Origin of the sequence: Ekhidna sp., assembly GCF_965247405.1 — a bacterium.
GTDB lineage: Bacteria > Bacteroidota > Bacteroidia > Cytophagales > Cyclobacteriaceae > Ekhidna.
The window spans coordinates 834142-847277 of the sequence record NZ_OZ252014.1 but is presented as its reverse complement, the minus strand read 5'-3'; the positions used below and the strand labels follow the sequence as shown (position 1 = coordinate 847277).

Here is a 13136-nt window from a genome sequence, read left to right as displayed (position 1 = left end):
GGAATAAAAAAAGCCCCGAAGAATCGAGGCTGTTGATAACTTGTGGATATGTGGAAATGTGTTTGATTATATTAAATATTCATTAAACAAATCATTCATCTTTTAACGATTGAGCCGGGTTCACTCGTGCAGCTTTCCATGATTGAAAGCTTATGGTGATCCACGCAATTGCGATGGCGATCACGCCTGAAGTAATATAGGTTGATGGCTTTAAACTGGTCCGATAGGCAAATGCTTCCAACCAGTAATTCATTGCAACCGAAGCGATAGGGATAGCGATGATTAACGCGACTGCTATTAGTTTAAGGAAGTTTTTGGAAAGGAGATTGACGATACTTGGGATGGATGCTCCAAGAGTTTTTCTTATGCCTATTTCCTTTGTTTTTTGCTCTGCCGTAAATGCAGCTAACCCAAATAATCCAAGACACGCGATAAAGATGGTAAGCACAGCAAAAACGGTAAATATTTTACCTACTTTGTTTTCTGCTTCGTACATGGCATTGAACTCCTGATTCATGAATTGAAATTCGAATGGCTGACCGGGAGCAAACTTATCCCATGTAGCTTCCAGATATTCAATCGTTGCATCTGCGTTTTCCATTTGGATTTTAAAAAGGGCAAAGCCTGAGTTTTGGCCGAGATGCATGACCAAAGGCTCAATATTGCTTCTTAGCGATTTGAAGTGGAAATCACTAACAACGCCAATGATTTTATATCCTTCAACGACCGGGTTATCATTGGAACCTCCGTAATTGTAAATCATTGATCCTACCGGATTCTCATATCCAAAATTTCGAGCGGCAGTTTCATTGATAAGTACAGCCGTTGAATCACGGGAAAATTCTTGAGAGAAATAACGACCCTCTTTTATCTCTACCCCCATGGTAGTGACAAAGTCGTGATCGACAACTGCAATGTTAATCACCAGACTTTCATCAGATGCTGCACTGGCATTTTTGAAGTAAAGGTCAGAGTTATTGGAATTTCCAATGGGGGTAAAGCTGGCGATGGTGCTGTTCAATATATTGGAGTTCCTTGAAGCTTCTTCTTTGTATGCATTTACCTGGTCTCCTAAAATCCAAGCATCATTAACCATGAGAATTTGATCTTTTTCATATCCAAGCTTTTTGTTTTGGATGTATGATAACTGATCGAAGACGATGGCGGTACCGATGATCATGATAATAGAGATTGAGAATTGAAAGATGACCAAGGCACTTCTTATCGGCCCACTTTTCATTCCCTGACGCACCAAACCCTTCAAAACTTCAACTGGCCTGAACATGGACATATAAAATGCAGGGTAACTACCTGCCAGTAAACCAACAAGAACCATTACTCCGATCATCAGTAAGATGAACTCACCTTCAAGCAAGCTTATAAAACTTAATTCTTTGGATGCTAATAAATTGAATGATGGAAGAGCTAATAAAGAAATCAAGTAAGCAATAAAAAAGGCCAGAATGGAAATAAGAAGTGCCTCTGAAATAAATTGATTGATGAGTTGTTTTTTACGAGCACCCATTGCTTTTCGTACTCCCACCTCTTTTGCGCGATTAGCAGATCTGGCAGTGGCGAGATTCATGAAATTAATGCATGCAAGAAGAAGGATGAAAAGACCAACAGCCGAGAAAATGTACACATACTTGATATCTCCATTTGCTTCCAGGTCACTATCCTTGTTTGAATTTAAATGAATGTCTGTTAGTGGAAATAGTGAAAATCCTAATGCATTTCCACTATTACGAAACTCTTCCATATTCATATTGAGGAACTGCTCTATCAAAGGGGCGCAATACGTTTGGATCATATCAGGAAACTTGGCCTCAAGCTCTTCACCTGGAATGCCTTCTTTTATCTTCACATAGGTGTTAAAATTGGTGCTTAGCCAATTTTGGTTATTGGCCCATTCAAACGTGCTCATGGAAAGCATCATATTGTGATGAAAATGAGTGTTAGCTGGAATGTCCTCATAAACCCCTGTGACTTCATAGTCGTGTTCATTATCAAGTAATAGTACTTCACCTACTGGATTCATGTCGCCAAAAAGCTTTTTAGATGTGGTATGATCAATCACCAGTGTATTTGGTCGATTCAGGGCAGTTTCCTTATCACCATAGATCAGATTTAAAGAAAAGAATTTGAAGAAATTGGAATCGGCCATTAGCACGTGTTCCTCTTTAAATGTTTCTGTTTGTCCTTTCCTTTTCACGAACCAGTTTCCGCTATTTCTACACCTCACAGCATCCTCAACCTCCGGATAGTCTGTTTTTAAGGCAAGGGCAGTTGGCGCACCAACAGCTGCTGAGATGTGATCAGACCCATTGAGTGTAGCAGCAAAATCGACTCGATAGATTCTATCAGAACCTTCGAAATGCAAATCATAGCTCAATTCATCTTTAACAAACAATGAGATGAGCATGAAGCATGCCAGCCCTACAGAAAGTCCAATAACGTTTAGTAGTGAATAGAATTTGTGCTTCAACAGATTTCTTAATGCAACGTTGAAATAGTTTTTGAGCATAGCAGTAGGAGTTAGTTATTGTATTAGTTATAGTAATGATGCTTATTATCCAAGATAGTTGCTCCAGGTAAAAAAGCCCACCCCAAGATGGGGTGGGCCCATAGTAGAGTAGGTGAATTTATTCGTCTTTCAATGATCTGGCCGGATTTACCCGAGCTGCGTTCCATGACTGGAAGCTCATGGTGACCCATGCAATCACCAGAGCTACTACTCCAGCCAATATGAAAATCATAACATTGATGTTGGTTCTGTTTTCAAAATCCTGAAGCCATTCATTCATAAAATAATAGGAGACAGGCGCTGCAATGATAAAAGCAATCCCTACCAGCTTTAAAAATTCCTTTGAAAGAAGTGTGATGATGCTCATAATAGAAGCACCTAATACTTTCCTTACACCGATTTCTTTGGTTCTCTGTTCTGCTGTGAAAGCGGCCAACCCGTATAATCCCAGGCAAGCGATGAAAATGGCAAGGAATGCAAACACTCCGAATATTTTCCCGAGCTTCTGCTCGTTCTCATACATTTCATTGAATCGCTCATCCAGGAAGCTATAGGCGAACGGTTGGCTAGGCGCAAATTCATTCCATTTATCTTCAAGGAAGTTGATAGTTGCCGACATATTTTCACTGGTGATTTTGAACGAAACAAAGCCACGACTTCTTCCTAATTCAAAAATGAGCGGTTCTATTTGATCTCTGAGTGAGGTGAAATGGAAATCCTTCACTACACCGATCACTTTGTATGATACCGCGTATACGCTATCCTGAAACCCATCAAAAGTGGATATCGTTTTCCCTACGGTTTCTTCTTCTGTCCATCCCAGTTTATGCATCGCAGCTTCATTGAGTACTACTGCTGAGCTATCGCTTGGAAAATCTTTAGAGAAACTTCTTCCTACTTTCATTTCAATACCCAGCGTTTCCATGTAATCATGATCCACTCGGTATTCGTGAAAAATATATGTCTCACTTTTAGTCGCATTAGAACCGGGAAACCAGGCATTATTATTATTAGCCGTATTTACAGGTAAAAAGCTAGACATGGTACCTGCAAGGATATTGGAATGCTGAAGTGCTTCGTTTTTATACGAATCTGCCTTATCATCCATCAACCATGGATCATGAATCATTAAAATGTGATCCTTGCTGTATCCGAGTTTCTTATTCTGAATGTATGATAGTTGCTGATATACGATCGCTGTGCCAATGATCATGATGATGCTCACACAGAATTGTAGGACCACAAGGGTGCTTCTCAGTCCACCACCTTTCAGCCCGAGATTGAGTTTGCCCTTAAGCACTTCCACCGGTCGGAATTTTGAAAGAAAAAAAGCGGGATAACTTCCTGCAAGGAATCCTACAACTATCAAAACCCCCAGCATGATCACAAGAAAGGCCGGAGAAAGAAGGCCATTGAAATTCATTACCTTATCTGCCAGTTCGTTGAACTGCCCTAACAATAGAAATGAAAGACCATAGGCGATAAGTATGGATATGAATGTGATTAAAAAAGCTTCAGTAAGGAATTGCTTTCTCAGCTGACTTTTATAGGCACCCATGACTTTTCTGACACCTACTTCTTTTGCTCGACCTGCGGATCTTGCTGTCGACAGATTCATAAAGTTGATGCACGCCAGTATCAGTATGAACATGGCAATGGCAGTGAAAATCAGGACATATTTCATGTCTCCATTCACCGTAAGTTCACCCAATTTATCAGATTTAAGATGGATATCTAAGAGTGGAAATAGATAGAAACCGGCATCATTACCCGCTTCGTAAAACTCTTCCATAGACGCACCCATAAAATTTTGGATCTCCGGGCCGATGTACTTTTCAATTAATCCGGGAAATTTTGCTTCCAAATCTTTAGGATCGTACCCCTCCTGAAGTTTCAAATACGTATTGAAATTGAAGCTCATCCACATGGTTGATTTGGCCTCTTCCCTGCTTTCCATTGAAAGTAACATTTCGTAATGGAAGTGAGAATTGGAAGGCATGTCTTCGTAAACTCCGGTTACTTCCCAGTCATCGTTATTATCTAACACCACGATTTTGCCAATTGGATCTTCATCACCGAATAATTTAGACGCCAATGATTCACTTAGAACCAATGTATTAGGACGTTCCAGACAGGTCTCCGGATTACCGGAAATTAGATTGAAGTCCCAAAATGTAAAAAAATTCTTATCTGCATATACGACTGCATCCTCATTGTAAGCATCTTCTGTGTTTTTGGCTTTAATGATCCAGTTTCCGGTGCTTCTTAGCCGTACAGATTCCTCAACCTCTGGAAATTCGACAGGCATGGTTGGTCCTGCAGGTGCACTTGCCAAAGCAGTTATAAATTCGGTTCCATTGATTGTTCCGGTAAAATCCATGCGGTAAACTCTTTCCGCATCTGTGTGGAAGGTGTCGTAGCTAAGCTCATCTACTACATATAAAGAGATCATCAAAAAGCAGGTAAGCCCAACGGATAATCCTAAAATATTTATCAGCGAGTAGAATCTGTGTTTGAATAGGTTGCGTATTGCAACATTGAAATAGTTCTTTAACATGGCCTTGAGTTTTGTCCTTTGAGTTAGTTTTAGTCCTTAATCCTTTATTAAATGTATGATTCTTAGATTTCTACCCCAGTCCTAAAGGGAGCATCCGAAAATCAACCAATTCATTAGTCCAATGTGATTTTATCGATCCGATCCCACGGAACATACACTCTGTCTGATCCGGTTTTGATTAGCACGCCCAGGTTCTTTTCACTCACATCTTGTCCATCTTCCAAAATGATACTGTCGCCACTTTTGAGAGTGACTTCTGCTTCATCAGATCTTCTTGGGGCTATTGATTTAATGTTGTAAAAAGGTATGATGAACTTTACATCATCTTTTTCTCCATTAAGCAGCTCAAACGTGTATTCTTCGTCCAGGTCATAGATGATCTCTCCGGAATGACGATCTCCATTGTCAACTTGAACAGTTCCTTTGATTTTCTTGGGAGAAGAAAATGAGCTGTAAGCTGGTCCACTGTTTGGTGCATCCCTGAATTCTACACGATCAAATTCGTCCCAGTCGATATCCACTCGTCCCAAACCTTTTAGTGTTACAATGATTCCTTTATTATCATCATCCACATCATTGGTACCTCGTAAATCAAGCGTGCGTCCTGATTTTAATCGCACGATACTACTGCTGTAACCATCTCGCTCGATTGATTCAATTTTATCGAATGCGATCTCATAATCATCACCATCTTCCTCACCATCCAGAATGTCTGTTCCTACGCGCTCATCATGATCCCATTGAACAAATCCCGTAAATTCTCCCAGGTCACAGATTACTGTGCCATATAGAGGTTCACCAAATTTCTCATCAAGGTTTGATGGAGTAGGCAGGAACTCGATTTCTTCCAGATTGCTCCATGAGAGTCTGATTTTTCCAAGCTCCCGATCCAGCACAGTGATTTTGGTCCCAATATCATTGTATCCGGATCCATCCACTTCGATGTATTCACCATTTTTTAGTTTCACTTCCACTCTGCTGCCTGAGCGAATTCTTAAAGCCTCAATATTTCCAAATTCAGTAGAAAACTCGTGCACAAAACGACCGTCATTATCGTCCCAGGAAATGTTTACGAATCTAGAGATGAGGTTGTCATTATCATAATATCGATCTTCAAGTTCATCGAGCTCTCTGCTTGATAGATAATCAAGGTTTTTGTTTTCTCGCTTAGAAGCATTGAACATATCCGTCCAATAGACTTCTTCCTTCCCCCAACGAATAGGTCCTTCGTACTCGTCACCGTCTTCGGTTGTAACTTTTCCATAGATGAATCCCTCATCCTGAGCAGAGACGGAGATAAAGGCAAGGAGTGCGAATGTGGCCAGAAACGATTTGAAATAGCTTTTTAGTCCAGTCATAGTATTTGAGTTTAGGTTTTCTTTTTTGGTTTGATGCCTTTCAATGACAAAAGGTTGCACCAATGGTTTCTTTTATTTGTATTGATTAGTACTTGTCAATACATAGTACATACGCGATACCATAGAAGAAGTTGCCGGGGTGGGGTTACTGGTTCACAGCTTTCACAAATAGCTGAAAATAATCATTGAGTGGACAAGAGGAAGCTATTTTATTTGCCTCGGTTTGATCATTAGCCTCGATCAATACAAATCCTGCAATTAGCTCTTTGGCTTCTACAAATGGACCATCTGTTGTTACAGAATTTTTACACGGAATCAGTTCACCACTTTTCAAGGAAAGTCGTCTGGCCACAATATGCTTATCTGCAAGGGATTCTGCCCACTTTCCATATTGGATAATACAATGCTGTTCTTCTGAGGGGGATATGCCACGCTCGTTTTCAGCAGCTATTATTATTAGGTATTCTGACATACGTGATTGACGAATGAGTGCACTAGAAATCGACTATTCAATAACCCCAATATTAACTGATTTGCTCTCAGGGTTGAAATTTCCATCCTGGTCATATGCACCCCATGGACTATTCATGATAAAATGCAATGACCCATCTATCCATACGCCTTGTGTTGGTTCCCCTAAAACACCACCTTGAGCCAGGACCTCCTTACCGATAATTGCATTTCTATCTTCTGAAAGCTTGTACTTTATCACCCGATTCGGATTAGTTCCATTATGTAGTCCGATGAGTGAATTGTCAGTAAAGTACAGACCATCAATCCCTTTAATGAGAATGTCATCTCCTTTGATTTTCAGTTTCTCCAGGTCTTTCGATTTAAGATTGAATCGGTAGATACCTTCAATATAATCACTGAGATATAGATTCTTCTCTGTGTCATCTAACGTCAAGCCTTGTAAATTGAAAATGTCATTTGACAGATCAGCTAGTTCTTCTAATTCTCCTTTCTTGTCACTGATCCAATAAAGCTTATTGGCAGTACCATCCGAAACGTAGATGTTACCAGACTTGTCTGTGATCAGGTCTCCAAAGTTGTGTCCTCCCGGCAGAGCATAAGTTTCTAGAAGTTTGCCGTTTTTCAAATCATATTTCAGAACACTGGCAAAGCCTTCCTCACTTTGATTGTAGTCTTGATAATTGTTCATTGAAGATGTGCAAGCCCATAGTGTTTTTTCGTCAGCAGAAACCTGGAGCCCCATCACTGACCATGAATTTTTAGGGGATTCTGCCCAGAGTTTAGGCTCCCGACCTTCTTTCATTTCCCATATACTTCCATCTCGCACTCCTCCTATGTAAAATGATTTTTGTTTTTCTGAATATGTGATGGATTCAGGGTGAGAGGAGAGAATTGATAATTCATAGGTCCTTTTTAGTTCAATTGTTTCTGTGAGTTCACTTTGTTTTTTCTTTAATGCTGTGAAGCGCTCCAACTCTAATAATGATGTAAAATCTGCATCTTCAGAGAAATCCTGGGTGGCGTCCATTAGGATATACTTCTCCAATGTTTTAAGTGCTTTAGATGACTGTCCGGTGAGTGCATATCCTCCGGCAAGATTGTACACTACAGCTGGGTAATTAGGACGCATGGTGTCTATAGTGAACATCTTTTCGGTGAAAAGCTCGTAGTTTTTCTCGTCGTAGGCTTTGAGCCCTTCCTGGTAGAGTTCACGCAGGCTTTGAGACGAGCTGGCAAATGCGCTAAGTATAAGTAGTGAGTAAATTACATTTTTCATATTTGATCTTATTAACATCCTCACAACAGGTTTTTATCGAAAAACCACTAACCGTTTGTAAAAAGGATTGAATAGAAGGACAAAAAAGGTAGTGACAATTTTGATCCGAGCATCATTGATTCACATTATCATTTGATATATTGGGTGCATAATATTTTAATCACAAAACCAAACTAACAATGAATCACGATATCTATCTGAGACTCAATGGAACAACGCTTGAATGGTCATCTACGGATGGCGGCTCTTACTCTCCCGTTGGTCCTTCAAGCCCATCTACTACTGTGAATGGCACAGATACTGTCACTTTCCACGGAGGGGATGGAATTAAAAAAATTCAAAAAATCGATGAAAAAGGATCAGGCAAGAAATTGATTAAATCAAAAAGAGGTGAAGATTCTAATTCGGTTGTAGTTACCATAAAAGATACAACCAGTACGTCTGACGTTGATGCTTACAGCATACGTGTTAAGCCTGATGGCGGAGGAAAGCCGATCACTGTCGACCCGGAATTTAAAGGCGGAGGAAGACCATAAATCAATGCGGCTGACTGTTTTCATGTTAATTCTATTACTGGCAGGTTCCACCTTTTCTCAGTCGAACGAAAAGGTGGATAGTCTGCTCCATATATTGGATTCTAAGAAATTAAGTGATTCAGTTAAAGGAATTGTGCTGAGCAGGCTGGCGTATTATGAAAGTAACCCAATGGAACAAAAAGGGTATGCTGAAGAACTCTATGCTTTTGCCAAAGCCACTAATCAACCAATCTTCTTTTACAATGCGCTTTATTATAAAGCGGATGCTGAGAAGCGTCTAGGAAACCTCTCTGAAGCTATCTCTACTTTTTATGAGGCTCTTGATTTTGCAGATGACCTCCAAACCCGAAGTGAAATTTATACAGCTATAGGAGATGTATACAAGCAGAACAATGATTTCAGAAATGCATTTCTTCAATATGACAAAGCAATCGGAGTATTTAATGAGAAGGATAGTCTTCATTCTGGCGAAAAATGGGCATTAGCACTTGCCTATAATAATGCTGGTGACGGATACCTAATAACAAATAGGCATGATACAGCCTTAACCTACTTCGAAAGAGCAATGGTTATTTGGGAGTCTATTTCTAATGAAATGGCTATTGGATATAGTCATGGCAATATTGGTTTAGCTTTAGCAGGTTTAGGAGAATACGATGGGGCGGAGGCTTCAATTGAAAAGGCTGTTTCAATTCTGTTTGACTATCAGGATTATTATGCCATCTCCATTTTTTATACCTACATGGCAGATATCTACTTTGAGAGACAAGAATATGACAGGGCGCTAAGGTATGCTCATGAAAGCCTTAATATGGCAAAGGAGTATAAGCTTAGACAGCAAATTCGTGATGCATATTTAAAGTTATATGAGCTTTATAAGAAGATGGGTAAACCAAATGATGCACTTCGCTATCATGAAAGCTATTTGGTTTATAAAGACAGCCTCACGGATATAGAAACCGTTCAGCAGATGGCCGATTTACGCACCGAATTCGAAGTGGGTCAAAAGCAAGCCGAGGTGGATCTTCTGACAGCTGAGAAACGAACGCAGCGGATTATCACTATAGCTGTTGGTGCGTTTGCATTTATCCTCATTGTGCTCGCAGCTATTATATACAAATACTACCGATCTAAAGCAAAGGTCAATAAAATCCTAGCGGATCAGAAAGCAGAGTTGGAACGACTCAACAGTACTAAAGACAAATTCTTCTCCATCATCTCCCATGACCTCAGAAGCCCAGTGGCTGGATTTAATGGGATCAGCCAGATGATCAAAATGATGGTGCAAACCAAGCAAACAGATCAGCTGTTGGAGATGACCGAGCATATCGATGAATCTGTAGATCAACTTTCTAAGCTGCTGGATAACTTACTAAATTGGGCGATGCAGCAACAAGGTCATGTTCCAAATGTGCCGGAAAAACTAAACCTGAAGGATATGACAGATGATCTGGTAAAAACTTTGTCTACCATGGCTCAGGGCAAATCCATTGAATTGGTTAATGATGTTCCTGAGAACATGGAATTATGGTCAGATAAAAATACGACGATGACCATCTTGAGAAATCTTGTAAACAATGCTTTAAAGTTTACTCCTGAGGGAGGTGAAGTTGGCATAAGAGCCTCAGAAGAGAATGGTTTAGCTAAGATCGAAGTGTATGATACAGGAGTAGGAATGCCAAAGGACAAATTGAAAAAGCTTTTTCAGCTTCAGGACAAAAAGAGCACGTATGGCACCTCCGGTGAGAAAGGACTGGGACTTGGTCTTCAGCTGGTGCATGAGTTCATGGAAATGAACAATGGAAAAATTGAGGTGGAGAGCAAGGAAGGCAAAGGCACAACGTTCACTCTATGGTTACCACTATTTGAGTCCGTAGAAGAGGTTGTGGAGAAGTAGTACCTTTTTCGAAAACCATTCCCCCTTGGCGAAGGGGGAAATAGTGCCAAATACAAAAAACATTTTGACCCATGGGGATGCACTCCTCGAGTCAAAAAGAAGATAACTAGTCCGAAGCGATCCTAAAACTCAATCTCAAAACTTAGCTTCTCTCCACCTCTATCAATAACAACGGTGGTTTTATCTCCCTTCTTAAAAACAGAGAGTGCTCTCATATAGCTCATCATATCTGTGACAGTGCTATCACCAAGCTGTACAACAACATCCCCTTTTTCGATACCCGCTCTAATGGCAGGTTTGTCTTCACTTACCCCGTCGATGCGCATACCTTCACCATCAAACATGTAATCAGGCACCACACCAAGCGTAACCGTGAATCGAGGATTATCAGATTCATCTTTGGTCTTCGTGAAAGCAATTTGCTCGTCATCATCCATCAATACAATCATCTGCTCAATCATGGATGCTACTGTTAAGATTCCTTCTTCATTGATTTTTTCCGGATCGTCTCCAGGTTTATGGTAATCTTCATGCTGACCGGTAAAGAAATGAAGAACCGGAATATCCTGCAGATAGAATGAGGTGTGATCAGATGGACCTACCCCTGATTCACTTTTGATGAGTTTCAAACTATCCGAATTCACTTCATCCAAGAGCCAGTTCCAGATAGGCGAGGTTCCTGTTCCATTGATAGCAAGCCCTTTAGATTCATCTAGCCTTCCTACCATATCCATGTTGATCATGAAGTTGACTTTTGACAGATCGATAGTAGGATTTTTTGTAAAGTAATTGGAACCCCATAGACCTTTCTCTTCACCTGAAAATCCAATAAACAAAACATCTCTATTTAGTTCTTTTTCAGAAAGCACTCTTGCGAGATGAAGCATAGCAGCAATACCACTGGCGTTATCGTCTGCTCCGTTATGCACAGCCTGCTCTCCTCTGTGTAAGGAAGAAAAACCGCCCATCCCCAGGTGGTCATAGTGCGCCCCGATGACCACTAGTTCTTCTCCTGGATTATCAATCATCCCAACAACATTATAACCTGTAATTCCATCTTCTCCAGTTTCCTCCGAAGGTTGAGCATGAGGGTTATCTGCATCTTTCACAAAGAAGGATTGATAATAGCCATCCGTCCCTTTAGGTCGGGCTCCAGCAGCTTCTAGCTCTGCTACGATATAATCGGCGGCCATTTTTTCTCCTGGTGTTCCTACCTCTCGCCCGGCAAGAGAGTCGCTAGCAAGAATGGAAATATCTGTTGATATTGAGTCAATTGGATTGTACTGCTGTGGTTGTTCGCAAAAACAAAAAACGAACGTCAATAAGAGAGGTGATAAATGCTTTTTCATACAAATGCTTTGTGAGTTAGATTCGCACCTCGAAGATACCAATGATGAAGAACTTTACGATTTTATTTCTAGGGCTTGCTATTATTTCTTGTAAGCAACCCACCAATTCCGAAACAGGGGAAACAACCACAGATACGCTCAGATATAAGCAGGAAGTACATTTGAAAAACGTGCGTCAGCTTACATGGGGAGGCAATAATGCGGAAGCCTACTGGAGTTTTGATGGAAAAAGTTTGGTATTTCAGTCGGACTACTCTGAATGGGGTGTGGCTTGCGATCAGATTTTTACTCTTGACGTAAATAATCCGTCGACAGGAACACGTCCAAATATGGTAAGTATCGGACTAGGAAGAACTACCTGTGCTTATTTTTTACCCGGAGATTCTTTGATCGTTTATGGATCAACGCATTTGGCTGACAGCCTGTGTCCACCTGTTCCACCCCGAACTGATAAGTATGTATGGCCGATCTATGAAGGTTATGACATTTTTGTGGCTGATCTGGAAGGAAATATTATCGACCAGCTTACGTCTGAAGAAGGCTATGATGCGGAAGCAACCGTTTCTCCAAATGGAGATCGAATCATTTTTACCTCCACAAGATCCGGTGACCTGGAGCTTTACACAATGAATCTGGATGGTTCGGATGTCGTGCAGCTTACCGATGAACTGGGCTATGATGGTGGTGCATTCTTCTCACCCGATGGAAGTAAAATTGTGTGGAGGGCTTCCCGACCTCAGACAGAGGAGGAAATCAACGAGTATAAAGAGCTATTGGCTCAGGGATTGGTTCAGCCAACTAAAATGGAACTATATGTTGCAAATGCTGATGGATCTGATGCACGGAAAATCACCAGTTTAGGAAATGCCAACTGGGCACCATTCTTTACACCTGATGGACAAAAGATATTGTTTAGTTCTAACCATGCTTCTAAACGCGGATTCCCATTCAATCTTTTCATGGTCAATCTGGATGGGACAGGGCTGGAGCAAGTAACTTTTGATGATACTTTCGATTCTTTCCCCATGTTTAGCCCTGATGGAAAGTATTTGGTTTGGGCCTCCAATCGAAATAATGGTGGCACGAGAGATACGAATCTATTTGTAGCGGAGTGGGTGGATTGAAAATTTAAATGACCTAATCCCCCTCACCCCCTTTTTAAAAA

General features: G+C 40.7%; 9 protein-coding genes. 3 read left to right on the top strand and 6 right to left on the bottom strand.

Annotated features, from left to right (window positions below; all coding sequences use genetic code 11):
* Positions 1-91: 91 nt before the first annotated feature.
* The 5 genes from ACP14Y_RS03745 to ACP14Y_RS03725 all read right to left on the bottom strand — a co-directional run bounded on the left by ACP14Y_RS03745 (position 92) and on the right by ACP14Y_RS03725 (position 8189).
* Positions 92-2524 carry an ABC transporter permease gene (locus ACP14Y_RS03745; RefSeq protein ID WP_424961633.1) on the bottom strand — a complete coding sequence of 811 codons (2433 nt, stop codon included), beginning with the start codon at positions 2522-2524 and terminating at the stop codon, positions 92-94.
* 118 nt (positions 2525-2642) lie between these two features.
* Positions 2643-5081: an ABC transporter permease gene (locus ACP14Y_RS03740; RefSeq protein WP_424961632.1), complete on the bottom strand. Its 2439-nt coding sequence runs from the start codon at positions 5079-5081 to the stop codon at positions 2643-2645.
* A 113-nt stretch (positions 5082-5194) separates the two neighbouring features.
* Positions 5195-6439 (bottom strand): hypothetical protein, encoded by a 1245-nt coding sequence (locus ACP14Y_RS03735; RefSeq protein ID WP_424961631.1) that lies wholly within the window; start codon positions 6437-6439, stop codon positions 5195-5197.
* A 145-nt stretch (positions 6440-6584) separates the two neighbouring features.
* Positions 6585-6911: a YciI family protein gene (locus tag ACP14Y_RS03730; protein ID WP_424961630.1), complete on the bottom strand. Its 327-nt coding sequence runs from the start codon at positions 6909-6911 to the stop codon at positions 6585-6587.
* Positions 6912-6944: 33 nt separating this feature from the next.
* Positions 6945-8189: a TPR end-of-group domain-containing protein gene (locus ACP14Y_RS03725; protein ID WP_424961629.1), complete on the bottom strand. Its 1245-nt coding sequence runs from the start codon at positions 8187-8189 to the stop codon at positions 6945-6947.
* 179 nt (positions 8190-8368) lie between these two features.
* Here ACP14Y_RS03725 and ACP14Y_RS03720 point away from each other — a divergent pair, with 179 nt between their 5' ends.
* Complete coding sequence (locus ACP14Y_RS03720) at positions 8369-8725, top strand: hypothetical protein (protein WP_424961628.1); 357 nt, start codon at positions 8369-8371, stop codon at positions 8723-8725.
* Positions 8726-8747: 22 nt separating this feature from the next.
* Complete coding sequence (locus tag ACP14Y_RS03715; protein ID WP_424961627.1) at positions 8748-10622, top strand: ATP-binding protein; 1875 nt, start codon at positions 8748-8750, stop codon at positions 10620-10622.
* Between the two features lie 122 nt (positions 10623-10744).
* Here the strand turns inward: ACP14Y_RS03715 and ACP14Y_RS03710 are convergent, their stop codons facing one another.
* The gene (locus ACP14Y_RS03710) at positions 10745-11971 is read right to left on the bottom strand and encodes a M20/M25/M40 family metallo-hydrolase (protein ID WP_424961626.1); all 1227 of its coding nucleotides are present in this window, start codon (positions 11969-11971) and stop codon (positions 10745-10747) included.
* A gap of 41 nt (positions 11972-12012) precedes the next feature.
* Between ACP14Y_RS03710 and ACP14Y_RS03705 the strand changes: the two genes are divergently transcribed.
* Complete coding sequence (locus tag ACP14Y_RS03705; RefSeq protein WP_424961625.1) at positions 12013-13095, top strand: TolB family protein; 1083 nt, start codon at positions 12013-12015, stop codon at positions 13093-13095.
* The last annotated feature ends 41 nt before the right edge of the window (positions 13096-13136 follow it).

Excerpts from the sequence above, each read along its gene's own strand:
- ACP14Y_RS03725 (WP_424961629.1), bottom strand. The coding sequence starts at position 8,189 with ATGAAAAATGTAATTTACTCACTACTTATACTTAGCGCATTTGCCAGC.
- ACP14Y_RS03710 (WP_424961626.1), bottom strand. The coding sequence starts at position 11,971 with ATGAAAAAGCATTTATCACCTCTCTTATTGACGTTCGTTTTTTGTTTT.
- ACP14Y_RS03730 (WP_424961630.1), bottom strand. The coding sequence starts at position 6,911 with ATGTCAGAATACCTAATAATAATAGCTGCTGAAAACGAGCGTGGCATA.
- ACP14Y_RS03715 (WP_424961627.1), top strand. The coding sequence starts at position 8,748 with ATGTTAATTCTATTACTGGCAGGTTCCACCTTTTCTCAGTCGAACGAA.
- ACP14Y_RS03745 (WP_424961633.1), bottom strand. The coding sequence starts at position 2,524 with ATGCTCAAAAACTATTTCAACGTTGCATTAAGAAATCTGTTGAAGCAC.
- ACP14Y_RS03705 (WP_424961625.1), top strand. The coding sequence starts at position 12,013 with ATGATGAAGAACTTTACGATTTTATTTCTAGGGCTTGCTATTATTTCT.
- ACP14Y_RS03720 (WP_424961628.1), top strand. The coding sequence starts at position 8,369 with ATGAATCACGATATCTATCTGAGACTCAATGGAACAACGCTTGAATGG.
- ACP14Y_RS03740 (WP_424961632.1), bottom strand. The coding sequence starts at position 5,081 with ATGTTAAAGAACTATTTCAATGTTGCAATACGCAACCTATTCAAACAC.
- ACP14Y_RS03735 (WP_424961631.1), bottom strand. The coding sequence starts at position 6,439 with ATGACTGGACTAAAAAGCTATTTCAAATCGTTTCTGGCCACATTCGCA.